We start from the raw sequence: 19786 nt of genomic DNA, 5'->3' as shown, positions 1-19786 counted from the left end.
TACTTTGCCGCAACGCGGCGATTTTATACGGTCAATAATGGGCGTCATGTTCAAACAAATAGCTGTAGGACAAGTCGATAAACAAATAGTGGCGCTCATCGATCGGATACGAATACGTCCGGATCGTCTCCCCGGTTTCAATGTCTGTGTACAAATCCGATAAAATCCCCCGCCGACGCGAGCGCATGCGAATGATGTTTTCCAAAAAATATGGCCGCCAGCTCCAGTTTTTCATGTAATATTCGTGTTCGAGCTCCCAGCGGCCGCCGCGCTTGAACATGTTGCCCGACTGCTGGAAGCCGTCCTCATCGCAAACGTAAATGCGGAAACAAACGTCATCGAGCTCGGCCGCCAGCGATGAAATGAGTTCGTTGAAATTGCCTGCTTTTTTGTATTTGCCAAGCAACGCCGTGATTCGCTGCTGAAACTGTTCAGAAATATGGTACAGCGTTTCAAGTTTTTTCTTTTCTTGCTGGATGAAGCGATGGCATTCCTGGCGCAGCAAGTCTTTCAACAAATCGCGCGGCACGGCTTCCGGTCCGGGCTTCGCCAAATAATACCCTTGGTAGTAGCGGCCGCCATGCCGCCAAGCGTACTGAAGTTGAAAGGATGTTTCAATATCTTCGTACAAAAGCGTCGCCCCGATTTTGCGGGCCAACAGCGAGATGGAATGGACGATTCCTTGGTATGCCTGATGAACGGACGCTTTTCGCAATTCATGCAAATCGATTTTTAAAATGTCAGGCGACAACACCCCGATCCGCTCCAAGTTGATGCTATGTTCAGCGATGTTGTCGACCGCCACTTTCACACCGTACGTACGGATGTATGTAAATAAATGGTTGAGCTGATCAACATCCCCTTTAAAATGTTGCTCGTTAATTTCTAATACGATGCGGCCAAGCGCCAGTCCTTTCGCCTCATAGGCAAGAAGCAGCTGCAAAAACGACTCGCCGCGATCGAGCATCAACAAATTGGCGTCGCGGTTAAAAAAATGAGCGGCGTCTGATCCGCAAGCGCCAAAAAATAATCGAGCGCTTTTTTCGTGATTACATCATCCACTTCGATGCGAAATTCTTCTGGAATGGTTTCATCGTGAAAAAACGGCCCAAGGCTGACCGGCCCTGTTTCCGTTTGAAACCGACCGAGCACTTCATAGCCGACGACCCCATGCTCATCGGCGCTGAAAATCGGTTGATAGTGCGGAATCACTTGCGGCAAGTTGGCCACCACGTCTAATGCATCCATCGTGTTCACCTCATCCCCATCGACCATCTTTGCCTTTATTATAGCATAATTGCCCAATCGTTCCTGACTCGTAAAAAAAGCGGCTCCCCTAACAGCAGGGAATCCACTTGTGACAAAGGCCGTTGCGTGCAATGAGCCGGTTGCCCGCGATAAATGAAGAAATACCGTCTGCAATCCCTTTTGGGTGAGGACCATCTTGCTTTATGGCAAATTTGATTAAAACGGCCGCCGGTTCAGCCATTGGCCGCCGTCAACTGTGATGCAAGCGCCGTTAATGTAAGTGGCTTCATCTGAAAACAAAAACGAAGCGACCGCCGCGATTTCTTCCGGCGTCCCGAGCCGCCCGAGCGGCACGCTTTCCAACGTCATCCGCTCTGCTTCCTCTGATTCCCAAAGCCGCTCCGCCCCGCCGATCCGCTCAATCGGCCCGGGAGCGATCGCATTGACGCGGAAGCCGTACTTTTTCCCCATTCCACAGCAAGCGTGCGCGTCATTGCCAGCACTCCAGCCTTGGCGCTCGCTGAATGAATGACCCCGGCTCCAGCGTGCCAGGCGTACGTCGCAATAATGTTGAGGATATTTCCTTTCAGGCCGCGCTGAATCCAATAGTTGCCGACTTCCCGGCTGCAGTAGAACGTGCCGTTTAACACAATGTTAATGACGCTGTTCCAGCCGTTGATCGACAACTTTTCCGCCGGGCAAATAAAGTTGCCGGCCGCATTGTTCACCAAAGCATCGATGCGGCCAAACTCCGAATCGGCCCGTCCCACCATCTCGGCGACTTGATCCGGATTGCGCACATCCATCGGCACGGTGAGCACGCGCCCCCCATCAGGCGCAGCAATTTCTCGCTTTGCCTCTTCCAGCACATCGGCTCTCCTTCCGGTAATGACAACGTTCGCCCCTTCGGAAACAAAACGCTTGGCCATATATTTGCCCATGCCGCTTGATCCGCCTGTCATGATCACAACTTTTCCATTCATTTTCTCTCCCCCCTAACATGACTGATGATTCATTCATTTTTCATCATATCATAAAAAGGTTGAATATTCGAACATTATTTTTTCTCTACTTGTCCTCATCTTCCGTTTTTTGTTATAATAATTCTGCTTATGAAAGGACAGACGGAACGATGCACCATATTGAGACAGCAAAAATGAGCCGACGCACGTTTTTAAAAAAGCTGGCGCGCACCGGCCTAGCCGCCGCATTGGCCACAACGGCCGCGTACAGCTATGCCCGCTGGATCGAGCCGGCCTGCGTGTCTGTAACGCGCCATACATTGTCGCACCCGCTCATCCCGAAGTCGTTTGCCGGCGCAACGATGCTGCAATTCAGCGACCTTCATCTCGGTCATTACTATGGATTAAAGCGCTTTGACCAGGTGATCGATCAAATTAACAAGCTAGAGCCGGATTTGATCGTCTTCACCGGCGATCTGCTCCATGAGGCGAACCGATACCCGCACACAGAAGCGGTCGCCGAAGCGCTCGCCCGCCTTCGGGCCCCGCTTGGAAAATTCAGCGTCTACGGCAACCATGATCATGGCGGTTACGGAACAGACATTTACCGCCGGTTGATGGAGCGGGCTGGGTTTCGCGTCCTCGTCAACGAGCATGCGCTTATCCGCCGCGGCCAACACGCGATCGCCATCGCTGGCAGCGACGATATGATGCTCGGACGCCCGGACTGGTCGAAAATGACGAACGGCATTCCTCGGGCGACATATACGATCGCCCTCGTCCATGAACCGGACGGCGCCTTGGAAACATCCCGCCTCCCGATTCACGTGCAGCTGTCCGGCCATAGCCATGGTGGGCAAATTCAGTTGCCGTTTATCGGACCGCTCATCACGCCGCCGTTGTCTGAGCGGTATTATGAAGGGTTTTACCACGTCGGCGGACTCTTGTTGTACGTCAACCGCGGCCTTGGCACAACAAGGGTGCCGCTTCGCTTCTTCGCTCCGCCGGAGTTGACCGTTTTTTCGCTTACCCCCGGATAGAAGTAGGACAAAACGGGCAACAACACCGCTTCCTATGTTATAATAGAAAGAAAAAAGGAGACATGCCGATGAAACCGGTGCAATTGACGGTCGACAATATTGCCAAAGCGATTTTTACCGTCAACCGCCATGCCAAAACAGCATTGAACCCTTCGTTTCTTTATCTTCTGAAGAAAAAAGCGATCGAGAAGTTGCTTGAGGAGGGCAAGGCGAAAAAAGTGGGCCTCCATTTTTCCCGCAATCCGAGATACAGCCAACAGCAATCCGACGTGCTTGTCGCCGTCGGCGACTACTACTTCCACATCCCACCGACAAAACAAGATTTCGCCGTCCTTCCGCACCTTGGCTCTCTCAACGATTCATACCGCAACCCTCCAGCTCGGATGCCGCTGTCAGAGGCAAAAGCCCTTCTCATCGCCTACACCGGACTGAAGGAAAAACCGGAACAAAAGCCGAAACGGCTGACAAGACCCGTATTTAAACGGCTCGGCGACCGCTATTAAGCGGACGCCGGTTTTTTTCAACAGTGGGCACATCTTAGCGCCGGGTCGGCAACAGGGGCATCGATGTCTCTTTTGCTTCAACCTGCTTTTTCGCCCACCCTGTCTTGCAATGAAAGTCCCCTCTCGTTTTCGCTGCACTAAGAGGCGGTGAAAAGCAACCATTTTCCCTAAATTGATGATTCTCGAATGAAGAGGAGAACAATATCCGTAAGGCTTCTCCATTTGAGGAGAAACATGATTGGGCCGCCTTTCCTGTTCAATCACCGGCCTTCTAAAACAAATAAGCCAGCCGCTGTTCTGTCGGCTACGCTGAGACCCCTTTCCTCTTTATGCTTCCCCATTGTTTTTTTCGACGAATGGCATCGATCACCCCTTCGCACCGCCACCAAGCGGTAAGCGGACGGTACCAAAACGTCTCGGTCAACGCGAAGAAAAACAGCTTCACCAAATCAGAGATGCTCGGGAACTTCCGCTCAGTCCACTCTTCAAGCAAGACGGCTACTGCTGATAACAGCGAACCGTACAAAACCGAAACCGTCAGCAACAAAAGAGCGAATTCGACGTACAAGTTTCCGAGAAATAAGGAGAAAACAACGACAATATAGCCCATCAATTCAACGATCGGACCAAGAAGCTCAATGAACCAAAAATACGGCAGCGAAAGAAGGCCGATTGAGCCATATTTTGGATTGAACAGCATCGATCGATGCATCCATAAGCTTTCCAAAAGCCCGCGATGCCAGCGTCGCCGCTGCCTCCGCAAATCGCCATACGTTTCCGGTGCTTCCGTCCAGCAAACCGGGTCGGGGATATAGATGATTTTTTTCTCCTCGTTTTTTTCACGCGCCAGCCGGTGCAGACGCACGACAAGTTCCATATCCTCGCCGGCCGTATCCGCATACCCGCCTGCTTCGATCACCCACGGCTTGAAAAAAACGCCGAATGCCCCAGAAACGATGAGCAGCAAGTTATGGCGGCTTAAGCCGAGACGGCCGAGCAAAAACGCACGCAAATATTCAATCGTTTGCATAATGACGAGCGGCCGCCGCGACAAACCGACCTTGACGATTTCACCGCGTTCAATCCGGCAGCCATTGGCGATGTGGACGCTTCCTCCAGAAGCGATGATCTCCCCGTCGGACTCAAGCATTGGTTTCATCACTTTCAAAAACGCGCGCCGCTCCAAAACCGAATCGCCGTCAATCGTGCAAATGTATGGATAGCGAGAAGCGTTGATTCCCGCGTTCAACGCATCCGCTTTCCCACCGTTTTCTTTATCCAGCACAAACAAATGGGGATAATTAAGCGACTGATAAACCGCCTTAATTTCCTTTGCGTCCAGCTGGTGGCGAATGACGCGATAGACCAGCTGCAAATGAAAATGCTCAATCAGCCGTTCAAGCGTTTTGTCAGTCGATCCATCGTTAATGACAATGACCTCGTACTCAGGATATTCAATAGCCAGCAGCGACCGCACCGAGCCGACGATGCCCGCTTCCTCATTATAAGCGGGAACAAGAATGGACACCGGTTTGGCATAGCTCGCATCGAGCAGCTCTTCATACGGCTCCCAGTCATCAAGACGATGAATGCGGCGCAAATGGATGAACGAGACAACAAGCAAAAAGGCATAAAAAAGAAGAACGATGACCATGTAAATCAGTACAATATGTCCTGCGACCCAAAGAAACGAACGCCACGCTTCCACTATCATTCTCCTCCTCCAAGCCACTGCCTCGCCATATCACGAGCATAACGATCCGATGCTGTGCGCGCCGCGGCGCGCAACGCCGTTCGGCCTCCCGGCAGACGCGCGATGGCCGCGGCGGCTTCGGAACGAACAACAAATGAACGGTCGCTAAGCCGCTCATACAGCAACGGAAGAAGCCGCTCTTCGCGGCATTTTCCCGCCAGACGGGCAGCCATCAGCCGCTCTTGCCAATGGGAGGAGCACAAATGCTGCTTGAGCCTCTCCGCTTCAAGCGGCATGCCGATTTCCGCCATCGCCTTGAGCGCGCGAACGCGAAGTTCCGACTCATCGGATGCCAACAGCTCCAGCAAAAACGACCGCTCCTCGCGCCGGCGGATGCCGATCATATCCACGAACACGCACTTCCCCGCCCGCGTCAGTTCATCAAATCGCTGTTCCACCTGTCGAAGAAGCCGCTCGCTCATATGGCCAAAAATGACCCGATAGGAAAACTCCGTTAACTTATATTTCGGTTCGAGCACATATGCAATCACTGGGCTGTAATCAAATTGGGCGAAAATGGCCAATAGTTTCGCCGCCTCACCTTTCGTCACCCGTTTGGAGCGATACAGCCGCTCCATCTCCGGCAGCATCGCCTTCACCTGCAAATCCTCGATCAAAAACAGCGCGTTCATCCGCTCGCTCCAATGACGGCTTGACAGCCTTCGATGCAGCCATCCTTGGAAATGCATCTCCGCCAATGTTCGAATTCGCTCCTGCACTTGCTCTCCGTTCAAGAGTGAAGCAAAATGGTCAAGAAGCTCCATCATCGCTTCACGCTCAAGAGGGGAAGCCGGCAAAAGCATCTGTTCCTCCTCGCCAAGCAGATACCGAAGCAACCAAAGCCGATGCCGTTCCTTATAAACTCGCAGCCGGGCTTGGCGCCGGTTTTCCCGCCATTTGCGCACCACGAGATAGAGGAACAAAACGATCAACACCGCAAACAAAGCGATTGCTGCCGTGAAGACGACCAACAGCGCCATCACTCCTCCAACTCCTTCAACAACCGGCGCAGCCGCGCCTCAAGCTCAAGCCATTTAAACGGCTTTGTCACATATTCGTCCGCTCCTCGGTTCAGCGCATGGGCAATATCCCGCTCATCTTGGCGCGACGTCAGCATCATCACCTTGTATGGCTTTCGCTCTTGACGGAGGCGGTTCAACACCTCAAGGCCGCCCATTTTTGGCATCACCCGATCCAAAATGACGACAGATTGCCGCCCGCTTTGATAAAACGGAGATTCGAGAAACGAAAGGCCGTGCCAAACTCGTAAATGTCCGCTTTCCTCCCCTGCTCATTGACGAGCTTGCGGACAAGATCAGCAATCATCATCCGCACGAGTTCATCGTCGTCTACGATGGCAATCGCCCATCGCCGCCGATCCGTTGATGCTTGGCTTGGGGCCTCATCCGAAGAACCGCTTTTCTCACGCGCCGCCTCTTTGATCCGATTGCCACCGCCTCGTTTCGCCGCATACAGCGCCTTGTCGGCCAGACGCAGCCAATAGTCAAGCGGCCGATCCGGTTCATCACACTCAACCAGGCCGGCGGAAAACGTACATGATAGAAGTGCGCCATCCGCCGCGATTTTTTCGGCGGCGAACTGGCGTTGCAGCCGCTCAAGCACTGCACGAGCCTCGCTTTTGGACGTTTTGGCCAGCCAAACGACAAACTCTTCGCCCCCAAAGCGAACGACGGTATCCACTCCACGTGTATGTTGGCGCAAAAAGGCAGCCAGCTTTTGCAATACCGCATCGCCTGCAAGGTGGCCGAAACGGTCATTGACTTGTTTGAAATGGTCCAAATCAAGCAACGCCAAACAGCTTGGCGCTCCGTAACGCTCGAGGTCGCTCCGAAGGCGGGCGTATACCCGCGGCAAATACTTCCGGTTATACATACCTGTCAATTCGTCAATGAGCACAAGGTCATCGATTTTTCGTTTTTTTTCAATGAGCCGGCGAACGCGAACGAACAGCTCATCTGCCGCTGGGGTGGTGATGACATCATCCGCGCCAAGCTCATAACCTTTCAACCGCCCCTCTTTGCCCTCGTCTCTCCTCACAATGACAACAGGAAGATAGGGGCGCTGTCCGGCGCGCTCAAGCAAAACCGTCAAGTCCGGATTCTCCCACTCTCCCTCCTTCACGCTGACGATGATGCAATCCGGGCTGAGACGAAACATCGACGCGGCCGCCTGCTCAAGGGAGGGAATCGTCGTGAAACGCCATGGCACGGTTTGCAGGGCGCCGCGGACGTAAGCAAAAAACAGGGGATCATTTCCACAGAGGAGAATAGCTGCTTTCGGCCCTTGGCGGTGCGAAGAGGGAATGGTGGCAGAAGCCGCTTCCCCGGCTTCATAGAAGCAGCGAAGGAGAGGAACCATCTCCATCAGCGCCTCCTCCGCTGTCCATTGCCGTTCCGTTTGGCCGTTCAACCGGTGAATGAGCCGCTCTGCTTCAGCAGCGATGTCGCTAAGGCCAATCACCGCCGCCGTCCGGCCGACAGCATTGAAAAATCGGGCCAATTCCACACCGTCAAGCGGCGATCCCGTCCTCCATCGTTCGTATTGTTCATGGATGCGGTCCAACAGTGAGGCGACAGATCGATCCATATTCCCTCTCCTTTCGATCATCGTTCCGTTTTCCCCAACCGACTGACATCCTCCTTTTTTTCTATTACTAATATAATCGATCCAAGCAAAAAAGGTTCATCACCAAAAGTTGTACTTGCACCTGTCATGAAAGTATGTTAGCTGTTTCTAGACGGACCCGCCATGCAAAACGCTGGATATTTCTGTATCCGTATCCCCGCCGTTTCATCAGCTTGATCTTGTTATTTGTCCCCTCTATTTTCCCTATGCATACCTATCTTAAAATCTCAAGTACAACTTGTGGTGAAGAGCCGCAAAAAAATTAAAAGAAAAGACGCGCAACAGCCAACAATTTCCCAGCCGCATAAAAAAGCCGCTGCCTTTTTGCAACGGCTTTGTTCAATACAAAAAGTCCAATAGGCGTCGGTCAGCTAAATTCGTGTCAATCGGGCAGACTTCTGCATCACGCCCGTACTGCCACACCCAGACATTCGCGCTGCAAGGCGGGGCAGCCGGCTGATAGCGCGGCGCTTTCTGCTCTTTCGTCGTTCCCGGCCTTGGTGCGGCGCTCCAAATGACCGCCTGCACCGCCACTTGGTTGTTCCGGCTGACCGCCTCGCAATAGGCAACGGCGAAATCCCCTTTCGTCGGGTCCGCGTACAGCCCCGGCCGGTATCCGGTCGGATAGAGCGTTTCCACCCAAGCAGCGATCCAAGCGGCATCCACAGCGAAAAAGTCTTCGATATTGGCAAACAGCAGTTTATTTTTCGGAATGCCGAGCCGCCGCGCATGGAACACCGCGTTGCGCGCCGCCACCTGACCGTTCGCATAGCCGACCGCTTCGCGGAAGGCGTTATAAATCGGCAGCACCTTCACGCCATAGCTGCGGATGCGGGCGATCTCGTCGCGTGTCAACCCTTCGGACACGTTCGGCACTTCCGACAAATAACGGCCCCAAAATTTCGGATAGCCAAGCTCCGTCCGCACGCATTGAAACAGCTGATCCGTTACGGCTTGCGCCGAGTCGACGCCCCACACTCCTCTTGCCATCGGTTCCCCTCCTTCGCGCTTACGCTGCCGTCATTATGTAATTATATATATGAGGGGAACAGCCCGTTTTATACGGCTACTGGCGGCGCTCCCGCTCCTCCTTCGCCCAGTCGCCTTTCAACAACTGAAACCAGCCGTTGCGCTTAAACCAGACGAACATCGTCATGCCGATCACCGCCATGGCAGCCAATACAACAAAGTATCCGTACTTCCAGTGCAATTCAGGCATATAATCAAAGTTCATCCCATAAATGCCGGCAATAAAGGAGAGCGGCATGAAAATGGTCGTAATGGCTGTAAATGTCATCATAATATTGTTCATTCGATTCGAGTTGAGCGATAAATAGCTGTCACGGATATCCGCGGTAATTTCTCGGTTTGTCTCAATCATTTCCGACAGCTTCAGCAAATGATCATAAATGTCATGAAAGTACAGCTGCCGTTCTTTCATGCGCTGCAGCCGGTCGGAATGGATGATGCGGTACAACAAGTCGCGGCATCGGCACGATCGTTCGGCGCAGCTTCGATAAATCGCCGCGGATGTCAAACACTTTTTCAATAATGTCGTGAATCGGTTCATTGTTCGTATTCTCCTCTAAATCGTTCAGCACGTCTTCAATATGGTAAAGCGGTGGAAAATAATCATCCACAAGCTTGTCGATCAGCCGGTACATGACGTGAAACGGCCCCTGCTGAACATCTTCTTCATGCTTCAATCGCTCCCACACCTCATCGACCGCGTGAATGGCCGACTTATGAAACGAAACGATGAAATTTTGCCCGACAAACAAATCGACTTCCTCAGCCTCCAGCGTCATCCCGGCAATGGCATGAAGCACAACAAACAAGTAGCGGTCATAAAAATCGAGCTTCGGCCGCTGCACATATTCGAGACAGTCTTCAATCGCCAGTGGGTGAAAACGGAAAAAGGAGGCGAGCAGCGCCGATTCCTCATCCGTCGGCTCATGAAAGTCAACCCAATACCATGAGACGTCCGGGCTGTTGACAAGCGTTACGTCAACATCATACAAAATCTCAAATTCTTTTGTCACGACACACGTGCGAATCATTGCCATCACCTTTGCCTTGTTCTCCTCTTATCATAACCGAAAAACTGTTAAGTCCCAACAAAAAACGGGTATAAAAATCATGTAGAGAAAAAATTGACAAAAAATATTTATCTAAATTTTCTTTACATTAGCATCAAAAACGACGATAATATAAGAAAGGGAACTGTTTCGTTCCCATATGGGAGGGACTGAATCATGTACGAAAAACAATACCCGAATGAAGGCGCCGTTTTGTTCAACCAGCCGGAAGAAAAAAGCAGCTACGGGCCGATGGCCGAACAAGTGCTGAAAGAAGCGATCTTCCAGTTTCAAAGAAAAAAACTGATGGAACAAATTGATGAAGCGCTCGCGGCCGGCAACAAGCCGTTGTTTTTCAAGCTTTCCACCCAATATAACGACCTGTTGAAAAAATACGGCGCGTAAAAGGAGCGAACGAAGTTGGAAAGTGAATCGTCGATGACCAAGTGAGCCCCATTTCCGTTTGTGGGAACAATCCGGACAGAAAGGGGCTCGTTTTTGTTTTTTCGTTTTCCTCGCCAATGGTACAATAGAAACAAAAAAGAAAGGTGGACAACCGTGAAACACCTCATTCAACCACGTGTTCAAGCCATTCAGTTATCAGGCATCCGCCAATTTTTCAACCTTGTCGCCGACCGGCCGGGACTTGTTTCCTTGACGATCGGCCAGCCTGATTTCCCAACACCCGATCATGTCAAAGCAGCCGCTCAGGAGGCGATCGCCGCCGATTTCACGACGTATACAGTGAACGCCGGCCTGCTGGAACTGCGCCAGGCGGCTTGCCAATTCGTCGCTGACAAGTACGGCCTTCGCTACACGCCGGATGAAGTCATCGCCACCGTCGGCGCCAGCCAGGCGCTTGATATTACGTTTCGCACCATTTTAGAAGAAGGGACAGAAGTGCTTCTTCCCGCACCAGTCTATCCCGGCTATGAACCACTCATTCGCCTGTGCGGGGCGAAACCGGTATACATCGACACAAGGCCAAACGGTTTCCGTCTGTCGGCTGAGCTCATTGCGCCTTATTTGACGGAAAAGACGCGCTGCCTCGTTCTTCCATACCCATCCAATCCAACCGGGACGGCGCTGTCAGCCGAAGAACTTGAGAACATCGCTTCCCTTTTGAAAGGACGGCCGATTTGGATCGTTTCCGATGAAATTTACAGCGAGCTCGTCTATCGCGGCCGCCATCACTCGATCGCCGAGTGGCTGCCGGAGCAGACGATCGTCATCAACGGTTTAAGCAAATCGCACTCCATGACCGGTTGGCGCATCGGGTTTGTCTTCGCTCCAGCGTTCGCCGTTGAACAAATGGTGAAAGTGCACCAATACAGCGTCTCGTGCACGTCATCGATCAGCCAAAAAGCAGCGGTGGAGGCGCTGACCGCCGGCAAACACGACGCCGAGGCGATGCGCGCCGCTTACGCCGAACGGCTTGAGTATGCCTATCATCGTCTCACCGCCATGGGGTTGCCGGTTGAGAAGCCGGATGGAGCCTTTTACTTGTTTCCGTCAATCGCCGCCTTTGGCATGTCTTCGTTTGATTTTGCCCTCGATGTCGTCGAAAACGCCGGCGTCGCCCTCGTTCCCGGCAGCGCCTTTTCCGAATACGGTGAAGGCCATGTCCGCCTGTCGTACGCTTATTCGCTCGATGTGCTCAAAGAAGGGCTCGACCGGCTCGAGCGGTATATCCAAACGAAGCGCCGCAGACCGTAATGGTTTTCAAAAATCATATTGGCTTAGACCGCCATGCCCCCATAAGAAAAAGGCTGCTTTTCTTTCGACTTTTGTTCACCATTGGCTTTAGGGGAATATACAAGAAAAGGGGGGCCCAAAAGGATCGGGACACCCTCTTTCGTCTCTATATATACGCACTGACCGATTCTTCCGCACTATATTTTGTGTCTACCCTGAAAGCAGACAGCCTTTTGGGTCAGCCCCTTCTTCTTTACTTATGGCACAAGCAATAGCTTGCCATGCGTTTTCCGCCCCTGCAACAGCCGATGCACTTCAGAAGCCTGCTCAAGCGGGTAGACGCCGCCGATCATCAGCTTCAGGCTTCCTTCCTGCACCCACGCGAGCAATTCCCGCAAACTTTGTTCGTACAACGCCCGCTTTTCGTTTGTCGTCGACAAAACGACCGTTTTCTCCGGGCATACCGTCTGCAAAAACAGCGGCGCGGGCGGATGAAAGCCGACGATCGTCCGCCCTTCGTATTCGCCGACGAGCTCACAGCTGCCCTCTGGCAAGCGAAGCGCGATCTCCTTGGCCTCCTCGGCATCGCGCACCGGGATCACCGAACGAGCGCCGGCAGCGAGAACTGCTGTAATCGACGAGGTGGCAAGCAAAACATCGAACACGACAGCCACCTTTCGATCAGCAAGCGCCATCTCATCAATGTCTTCTTTGCGCAGCACGACATGCACTTTTGTCATCACGCCGCCTCACCGTCCTGTCGCCAGCTGCCATGCATGCTCAATGAGCGCTTCGACAAACTGGCCAAAATGGCGAAACCGCTCATCGTTCGTCTGGCCGCGGCGGTAGCGGTAATAAATTTGCTGGCAAATGACCGCTAATTTAAAGTAGGCAAACGTTAAATAAACGTGTATATCGGACACATCACGTCTACTTTTTTTGTCATATGCCTCAATAAACTGTTCGCGCGTATAAAAACCGGGACGGACGGTGACCGGCGCGCGGCCAAACCCACTTTTAATGAGTGGAGGATCGTCTTCCTCAATCCAATAACTCATGGCCACCGCCAAATCGGCAAGCGGATCCCCGACCGTCGACATCTCCCAATCAAACAGCCCAACCATTTTGGTGATGTCGTCTTTGGCAAACAAAGCGTTATTCAGCTTAAAATCGTAATGGATTACGGTTGCTTCGCGCTGCGGTGGAATATGAGAAGCGAGCCACTTCATCAGCGCCTCGGCTTCCGGAATATCATCCGTCTTGGCCCGCTCATAGCGCTGGATCCATCCGTGCACTTGCCGTTCCATAAATCCATCCGGCTTCACCATCTGCACGAGCCGTGTTTTCGTATAGTCAATTTGATGAATTTGTACAAGCGTTTCGACCATCGTCTCGGAAATGCCGCGGCAGACGTCTTCCGTCGGATGAATGTCATCTGGAAAATCACTGTCAAACACAACACCATGGCGCCGCTCCATGACGAAAAACGGACTGCCGATCACCGATTCGTCTTCACAAAAATAGAATGGTTTCGGGGCGAGCGGGAACAGCGGATGGATTTCAGAAAGCCACGTGCTCTCCCGCTTCATATCATGCGCTTTCGGCGGCACCGGGCCAAACAGCGGCCGGCGCAGCACCGCCTCCCACTCCCCACAGCGGAGCAAATACGTCAAATTCGACCGGCCGGCGGAAAATTGCTGGATCTCGAGCTCCCTATCCGGCATGTCCGGCAGCACCGTGCGCAAAAACTTGGCCAGCTTCCCTGCCGGCAGTTCTTCCCCCTTGCGCACTAGAATAATCGCTGTCATCTCCCTCTCCCCCTTGGTCAACAATTCAAACGCGCCATTGCCGCCGCACGAACAGCATCCATCGACACACCTCGGATCAAACTTGTTTGTCTCTCTTTTCACTCGGCTTTCGAGACAGACGGCGCGCTCATGCCATCAAGCAGGATCTCCACCATCTGCTTCGCCACCTCGGCATCGGTCAGCTCTACGTCCGGACGAAACCATTGGTAGCTCCAATTGGCCGCCCCAAGAACGGTAAGCGTGGCGATCGATGGCGACAAATCGCAGCGCAGTTCACCGCTTTTCATTCCTTCCTCAATCAACGACTGCAGCCGATAGCGGAACAAATCGCGCTTTTCTTTTACTTTCTGTAAATGCTCCTCATTCAAATGCTTCATTTCACGAAAAAAAATGCGAGCTTCCCTTCCTTGCCGTTCGACATTATGAATGAGCATGAAGATAATATCATACAGCTTTTCCCGCACCGAGCGCCGTTTATCGCTTATAATGCGCTCCTCTTCGTCAAGCAGCCTTTCAATGTAGCGAAGGTGAATATCCATCAACAGTTCTTCTTTGCTTGTAAAATAGTAATAAAACGTCCCTTTTGTCACCCCGAGGGCGTCAACGATGTCTTGGATCGATGTTTCGCTGAACCCATTTTGTTCAAACAGCTCAATGCTGGCAGCCATAATTTTCTCCTTCATGTTTTTACACCTCTTGCCTAAAATGTAGTCGCTTCCAGCTATTGTACCATAAAACGGCCAAGCCTGCTTTGGACTTGTCCGAAAGCCCTCTGTTATTGCGGGCGGGACGCCTCTTCACGCAAGGCGCGGCGCAAAATTTTCCCGACGTTCGTCTTCGGCAGTTCGGCACGGAACTCGACAATGCGCGGCACTTTGTACGCCGTTAAGTTTTTTCGGCAATGGGCGATGATCTCTTCCTCACTTGCTTGCATCCCCTCTTTCAGGACGATGATCGCCTTCACCGTTTCACCTCGGTATGGATCAGGCACACCAACTGCCGCCGCCTCTTTCACCGCTGGATGTTCGTACAGCACTTCTTCGATTTCACGCGGATAAATGTTATAGCCGCCGGCGATGATCAGATCTTTGGCAACTTGCTCTTTATGCACCTCATCCGGCCCATCGGCCAGACGGAGCGTGCGCGAGTTCGCCCACATGGCAGCAAGCGGAAAATCGTTGCTCACCCCGGCGGCGCCGAACGCCTGAATGGCGCGGTCGATCACTTTTAAGGCGACATTCGGAGCGACAACTTTAATCATGGCAATTTCTTTGCGCGCCGCTTTGTTGCCGACCGTATCCATCATGTACGCCGCCTTTAGCGTCAGCAAGCGCGCCTGCTCGATCTCAATGCGCGACTGAGCCATCCAATCGCGAATGACGCCATGGTCCGCAAGCCGCTTGCCGAACGCCACCCGCGACTGCACGCGCCGGCACATAAGCTCAAGCGCCCGCTCCGCCGCTCCAATCAAGCGCATGCAATGGTGGATCCGTCCCGGACCAAGCCGCCCTTGGGCGATGGCAAACCCTTTCCCTTCTCCCCAAATGATGTTCTCTTTCGGCACTCGCACGTTGTCATACGTAATCTCCGCATGCCCGTGCGGCGCATGGTTAAAGCCGAACACCGGCAGCATCCGTTCGATTTTCACCCCCGGCGTATCAAGCGGAACGATGATCATCGACTGCTGCTCATGTTTTGGCGCATCGGGGTTCGTTTTTCCCATCACGATGGCGACTTTGCAGCGCGGGTCGCCGGCACCGGACGACCACCATTTCCGCCCGTTGATGACGTATTCGTCCCCGTCGCGGACGATGGAAGCGCGAATGTTCGTCGCATCGCTCGACGCGACATCCGGCTCCGTCATCGAAAAGCACGAGCGGATTTCTCCGTTCAAGAGCGGGATAAGCCACTTTTTCTTTTGCTCCTCTGTGCCATAGCGGACGAGCACTTCCATATTGCCCGTATCGGGCGCATTGCAGTTGAACACTTCCGGGGAGATGAGCGAGCGGCCCATTATTTCGCAAAGCGGCGCGTACTCCACATTCGTTAATCCCGCGCCGTATTCGCTGTCTGGCAAAAATAAATTCCAAAGCCCTTCTTTTTTCGCCTTTTCCTTTCATTCTTCGATGATCGGCGGCACGCCCGACCATCTCGACTCTTGTGCGTTCAGCTGCTCCTCATACACCCTCTCGTTCGGATAAATGTAATCCTACATGAAAGCGCTTAATTTTTTGATCAACTCTTTCACTTTTGGTGAATAAGAAAAGTCCATATGCTCCCCTCCCTTTTATACTAACCGGTCGGTATGTTGTTTCTATTTTTACTATATCTCTACCAGAGGTAATATTCAATATTTTTCGATAAATACATCCGGATTTGCGCTTCCCATCTCCCCTGCTTCGCTGAGAAGACAGAGAAGATAAAAAAGGGGCGAACAACCGCCCCGATTACGCCTTAACATACCGCTTGTATAGCGCTTGCGTGCCGCTGTTTTCCTCACCGGCTTGCGCCAACTCTTCGTACAGTTGTTTGGCGAGCGCCAGGCCTGGCAGCGGCAAGTTCATCCGCTCGGCTTCCTCAAGCGCAATTTTCATATCTTTAATGAAATGCTTGACGTAAAACCCCGGAGCAAAATCTCCTGACAACATGCGCGGCGCCAAGTTGCTCAGCGACCAGCTGCCGGCTGCCCCTTTGGCGATGCTTTCCAACACTTTGAATGGATCAAGACCAGCCCGCTTCGCATACGCCATGGCCTCGCAAACGCCGATCATATTGGTGGCGATGGCAATTTGGTTGCACATTTTCGTATGCTGGCCGGCTCCAGCTCCTCCTTGCCGCACGATGTTCGTGCCAAGCCGCTCGAGAATCGGCTTGCACGCCAAAAAGACGTCCTCATCACCGCCGACCATAATCGTCAACGTTCCTTCGCGCGCGCCGATGTCGCCGCCGGACACCGGGGCGTCCAAAGCATGGATGCCCTTTTGCTTGGCCGCCTCGTAAATCGATTGCGCGAGCGTCGGCGTTGACGTCGTCATATCGATGACATATGTTCCCGGCCGCGCATTCTCCAAAATGCCGCCCTCGCCGAAATACACTTGCTCGACATCATGAGGATCGCCAACCATCGTCATGACGACATCCGCCTCCCGCGCCAAATCAGCAACCGTTTCCTTCCAAACTGCTCCTTCCTGAAGCAAGTCTTCCGCCTTTTCTTTTGTGCGTGTATAAGCTAGAAGCGGATAGCCCGCCTTCAGCAAGTGGCGCGCCATGCTTTTCCCCATGACGCCAAGGCCGATAAACCCGATCGTTTTCAACGCTGTCCTCTCCCTTCTTGTCCGTTTGGCCGCAAGCGCCCAGCGATCTGGTCACCACCTGCGCTTCGCTTAGCAGCGGAGGCTTCTTTCGAAAATCGTTAAATCGCTTTGACCATGCCGCCGTCGACGATCAACGCTTGTCCGGTGACGTACGAGTTCGCTTCAGACAATAGAAAGACGACGACGTTCGCAAATTCTTCCGGCGTCCCGTAGCGGCCGAGTGGAATGGCGCTTTTCATGCGCGCTTCCATTTCCTCTTTTGTAATGCCAAGCTTTTCGGCGTTCACCTTATCTAAAAAGGCGACGCGTTCTGTCGCAATCCGCCCGGGAGCGACGGTGTTGATCAAAATGTTGTCCCGCGCGAATTCCGTCGCCAACGTTTTCGTCAGCCCGACAATCCCGGTGCGAAACGTGTTCGACAAAATCAAGCCCGGAATCGGTTCTTTGATCGATGACGAAGCGATGTTGACAATTTTGCCGCCGTTTTTCTTTAAATATGGCAGCGCTTCACGAATCAGCCGAATGTAGCTCAATAAATTGAGCTCAAACGCATATTGCCAGTCTTCGTCGCTCACCGTTTCAAACGTTCCCGCCGGAGGGCCGCCGGCGTTGTTGACGAGCAAATCGATCGTCCCAAACGTTTCGACCGTTTTGGCGACCAGCTGGCGGATGTCTTCCGCCTTCGTCACATCTGCACGCGTGTAGGCGACGCGTCCCTTATGCAGCCCATTCAACTCCTCGGCTGCTTCCTGCAGCTTTTCTTCGTTCCGGCTCGTGATCATCACGTTTGCTCCTTCGAGCACAAGCGCCCGGGCGACCGCTTTGCCGAGCCCTTGGCTTGAGGCGGCGACCAATGCCGTTTTTCCGGCTAATCCGTACTCCATTGCCATCCCCCCGAAAAATAGTCATATTAAGTAAACAATATTCGCGTTTGTTCGCCGTTTTCCTTCTTTTTTCGTTCACGAAAAAAGCGATCCGCTGGGCGAATCACTTTTTTCCTTCCATGAGAGAGCGAAATCGCTTCATTCCTTCCTCGACAGCAAGGGAGTCGACGTGAAACGGGTCAGGGTTGGCCGCCCGCATCGGATCGGCGTCAATCCGTACACCGATTGCCTTGGCGCCGTCGGCAGTTGCATCGTTGATGATGCTTTCGCGGGCGCCGTCACGGTGAAAGGAATGTGGATGGTCGTTTCGTCCGCGTTCCGGCATCAATGGTTCCCTCCTTTTTGCTTGTAGTGTACCACCGCATCGCGCAATCATGCCTTTTCGGTTCCGAATCGCGCTTTCCTTCAAAAACAGGTGACTGCACTTTTCTTTTTGTTCTTTTCCAAAAAAGGGGCTGACCCAAAAGGCTATCTGTCTTCAGTATAGACACAAAATATAGTGCGGAAGAAGCGGTCGGTGTATATATAGAAACGAAAGAGGGTGTCCCGATCCTTTTGGGACATCCCCTGTTCCTGCCTTGGTTAGCTTTCCAACAATAAGTCTTCCGGATTTTCGATCAAGTCTTTCACCGTTTTCAAGAACCCGACGGCCTCTTTGCCATCGATAATGCGATGGTCGTACGACAAAGCAACATACATCATCGGCCGGTTTTCGATCCGCTCTTCGTCGATGGCGACCGGGCGCAGTTTGATCGAATGCATCCCTAAAATGCCGACTTGCGGGCCGTTGAGAAGCGGAGTCGACAGAAGCGAGCCGAAGACGCCGCCGTTTGTGATCGTAAACGTGCCGCCTTGCAAATCCGCAAGCGACAACTTATTGCTGCGTGCTTTCGCCGCCAATTCGGCAATGTCGCGCTCAATTTCGGCGAAGTTTTTCCGGTCGCAGTCGCGCACAACCGGAACGACAAGCCCTTCATCCGTCGATACGGCAACGCCGATATCGTAATATTTTTTCAGCAAAATCTCATCGCCTTGGATCTCCGCGTTGACGTACGGATATTTTTTCAGCGCCGCGACAGCCGCTTTGACGAAAAACGACATAAAGCCAAGGCGGACGTCATGCTCTTCGAAAAATTTATCTTTTTTCCGCTTGCGCAAATCGATGACCGCCGACATGTCAATTTCGTTAAATGTCGTCAACATCGCGGTCGTTTGCGTCACTTCCAGCAGCCGTTTGGCGATCGTTTGCCGACGGCGCGACATTTTTTCGCGGATGACCGGCTTGCCGGCCTCAGCGGTTGGAACGGCGGCCGGCGTCGACGTCGGCGCGGCTTGCGGAGCCGGCTGCGGAGCGGCGGCCGGCTGGGCGGCAAACGAGGCGACGTCTTGTTTGCGCACGCGTCCAAGCGGATCAACGGTCGGCACTTGCGTCAAGTCGATCCCTTTTTCACGTGCCATTTTCCGAGCAGCCGGCGAAGCAATCGGTCGTTGGCCTGGCGCTTGGGCAACCGCAACCGGCTGCGGCGCTGGCTGCTCAGCACGGTCGACCGGCACAGCCGGTTTTGGTTCCTCGGCCAGCTGCAGCGCCTTCTCTGGTGCAGGCGGTGCCGACGCCGTTCCTTCTCCGATAATGGCGATCGCTTGACCGACCGCAACCGTATCGCCTTTATTGGCAAGCAGCTGTTGCAAAACACCTGACTCTTCCGCCATAATTTCCACGTTCACTTTATCCGTTTCAAGCTCGCAAATCGATTCTCCTTTTTCCACGTAGTCGCCCGGTTTTTTCAGCCATTGGGCGATCGTTCCCTCCGTGATGGATTCTGCTAACTCTGGGACTTTGATCTCGGCCACATTG

The 19786-nt window shown here is 53.1% G+C and carries 17 protein-coding genes and 5 pseudogenes; 4 read left to right on the top strand and 18 right to left on the bottom strand.

Annotation, left to right across the window (positions count from 1 at the left end; translation table 11 throughout):
• Positions 1 to 31: 31 nt before the first annotated feature.
• Both QSJ10_RS04675 and fadH read right to left on the bottom strand, forming a co-directional pair.
• A pseudogene (locus QSJ10_RS04675) lies at positions 32 to 1248 on the bottom strand (EAL domain-containing protein).
• A gap of 216 nt (positions 1249 to 1464) precedes the next feature.
• Positions 1465 to 2231, bottom strand: a pseudogene (fadH, locus tag QSJ10_RS04670) (2,4-dienoyl-CoA reductase).
• 149 nt (positions 2232 to 2380) lie between these two features.
• Here fadH and QSJ10_RS04665 point away from each other — a divergent pair.
• Complete coding sequence (locus QSJ10_RS04665) at positions 2381 to 3250, top strand: metallophosphoesterase (protein ID WP_033016235.1); 870 nt, start codon at positions 2381 to 2383, stop codon at positions 3248 to 3250.
• A gap of 68 nt (positions 3251 to 3318) precedes the next feature.
• Complete coding sequence (locus QSJ10_RS04660; RefSeq protein WP_033016236.1) at positions 3319 to 3753, top strand: YkyB family protein; 435 nt, start codon at positions 3319 to 3321, stop codon at positions 3751 to 3753.
• Positions 3754 to 4057: 304 nt separating this feature from the next.
• On the opposite strand, the gene QSJ10_RS04655 is transcribed toward QSJ10_RS04660, so the two are convergent.
• From QSJ10_RS04655 to corA, 7 genes and pseudogenes are all read right to left on the bottom strand, one after another.
• Positions 4058 to 5467, bottom strand: a complete 1410-nt coding sequence (locus QSJ10_RS04655; protein WP_053532145.1) for a glycosyltransferase family 2 protein — start codon at positions 5465 to 5467, stop codon at positions 4058 to 4060.
• The gene (locus QSJ10_RS04650) at positions 5464 to 6489 is read right to left on the bottom strand and encodes a HEAT repeat domain-containing protein (protein ID WP_053532146.1); all 1026 of its coding nucleotides are present in this window, start codon (positions 6487 to 6489) and stop codon (positions 5464 to 5466) included. The genes QSJ10_RS04655 and QSJ10_RS04650 overlap by 4 nt, the downstream gene beginning before the upstream one ends.
• Positions 6486 to 6683 carry a response regulator transcription factor gene (locus tag QSJ10_RS04645; protein ID WP_230847087.1) on the bottom strand — a complete coding sequence of 66 codons (198 nt, stop codon included), beginning with the start codon at positions 6681 to 6683 and terminating at the stop codon, positions 6486 to 6488. The genes QSJ10_RS04650 and QSJ10_RS04645 overlap by 4 nt, the downstream gene beginning before the upstream one ends.
• An 8-nt stretch (positions 6684 to 6691) precedes the next feature.
• Positions 6692 to 8113 (bottom strand): sensor domain-containing diguanylate cyclase, encoded by a 1422-nt coding sequence (locus QSJ10_RS04640; protein WP_230847088.1) that lies wholly within the window; start codon positions 8111 to 8113, stop codon positions 6692 to 6694.
• Between the two features lie 124 nt (positions 8114 to 8237).
• Positions 8238 to 8357: pseudogene (locus QSJ10_RS04635) on the bottom strand (transposase); the annotation flags it as partial.
• A 134-nt stretch (positions 8358 to 8491) separates the two neighbouring features.
• The gene (locus QSJ10_RS04630) at positions 8492 to 9142 is read right to left on the bottom strand and encodes a glycoside hydrolase domain-containing protein (RefSeq protein ID WP_033016244.1); all 651 of its coding nucleotides are present in this window, start codon (positions 9140 to 9142) and stop codon (positions 8492 to 8494) included.
• 76 nt (positions 9143 to 9218) lie between these two features.
• Positions 9219 to 10212, bottom strand: a pseudogene (gene corA / locus QSJ10_RS04625) (magnesium/cobalt transporter CorA).
• Between the two features lie 195 nt (positions 10213 to 10407).
• On the opposite strand from corA, the gene QSJ10_RS04620 reads away from it, so the two are divergent.
• Entirely contained in the window at positions 10408 to 10635 is a 228-nt protein-coding gene (locus tag QSJ10_RS04620; protein WP_033016247.1) for an IDEAL domain-containing protein, read from the top strand.
• A gap of 153 nt (positions 10636 to 10788) precedes the next feature.
• Positions 10789 to 11946 (top strand): aminotransferase A, encoded by a 1158-nt coding sequence (locus QSJ10_RS04615; RefSeq protein WP_049624554.1) that lies wholly within the window; start codon positions 10789 to 10791, stop codon positions 11944 to 11946.
• Between the two features lie 236 nt (positions 11947 to 12182).
• Here QSJ10_RS04615 and QSJ10_RS04610 read toward each other — a convergent pair whose 3' ends face one another.
• From QSJ10_RS04610 to odhB, 9 genes and pseudogenes are all read right to left on the bottom strand, one after another.
• Positions 12183 to 12665 (bottom strand): 2-phosphosulfolactate phosphatase, encoded by a 483-nt coding sequence (locus QSJ10_RS04610; RefSeq protein WP_080985687.1) that lies wholly within the window; start codon positions 12663 to 12665, stop codon positions 12183 to 12185.
• A gap of 9 nt (positions 12666 to 12674) precedes the next feature.
• The gene (locus tag QSJ10_RS04605; RefSeq protein ID WP_053532148.1) at positions 12675 to 13733 is read right to left on the bottom strand and encodes a phosphotransferase family protein; all 1059 of its coding nucleotides are present in this window, start codon (positions 13731 to 13733) and stop codon (positions 12675 to 12677) included.
• A gap of 98 nt (positions 13734 to 13831) precedes the next feature.
• Positions 13832 to 14416: a TetR/AcrR family transcriptional regulator gene (locus QSJ10_RS04600; RefSeq protein ID WP_033016252.1), complete on the bottom strand. Its 585-nt coding sequence runs from the start codon at positions 14414 to 14416 to the stop codon at positions 13832 to 13834.
• Positions 14417 to 14508: 92 nt separating this feature from the next.
• On the bottom strand, positions 14509 to 14724 hold the full coding sequence (locus QSJ10_RS04595) for an AMP-binding enzyme (protein ID WP_434543314.1): 216 nt from the start codon (positions 14722 to 14724) through the stop codon (positions 14509 to 14511).
• A 96-nt stretch (positions 14725 to 14820) separates the two neighbouring features.
• Positions 14821 to 16005 (bottom strand): annotated as a pseudogene (locus QSJ10_RS04590) (acyl-CoA dehydrogenase); the annotation flags it as partial.
• A 175-nt stretch (positions 16006 to 16180) separates the two neighbouring features.
• Positions 16181 to 17047, bottom strand: coding sequence for an NAD(P)-dependent oxidoreductase (locus tag QSJ10_RS04585; protein WP_033016253.1), 867 nt, complete (start codon positions 17045 to 17047; stop codon positions 16181 to 16183).
• A 98-nt stretch (positions 17048 to 17145) separates the two neighbouring features.
• Positions 17146 to 17931, bottom strand: a complete 786-nt coding sequence (locus QSJ10_RS04580; protein WP_015374318.1) for an SDR family oxidoreductase — start codon at positions 17929 to 17931, stop codon at positions 17146 to 17148.
• 103 nt (positions 17932 to 18034) lie between these two features.
• Positions 18035 to 18256, bottom strand: a complete 222-nt coding sequence (locus QSJ10_RS04575; RefSeq protein ID WP_015374317.1) for a hypothetical protein — start codon at positions 18254 to 18256, stop codon at positions 18035 to 18037.
• A gap of 257 nt (positions 18257 to 18513) precedes the next feature.
• Positions 18514 to 19782, bottom strand: coding sequence for a 2-oxoglutarate dehydrogenase complex dihydrolipoyllysine-residue succinyltransferase (gene odhB / locus QSJ10_RS04570; protein WP_049625286.1), 1269 nt, complete (start codon positions 19780 to 19782; stop codon positions 18514 to 18516).
• Between the last annotated feature and the right edge of the window lie 4 nt (positions 19783 to 19786).

Source organism: Geobacillus stearothermophilus ATCC 12980 (genome assembly GCF_030369615.1).
Classification (GTDB): Bacteria; Bacillota; Bacilli; order Bacillales; family Anoxybacillaceae; genus Geobacillus; species Geobacillus stearothermophilus.
Note: the sequence above shows the minus strand (reverse complement) of the source record. Positions and strands in the feature narration are given on the sequence as shown.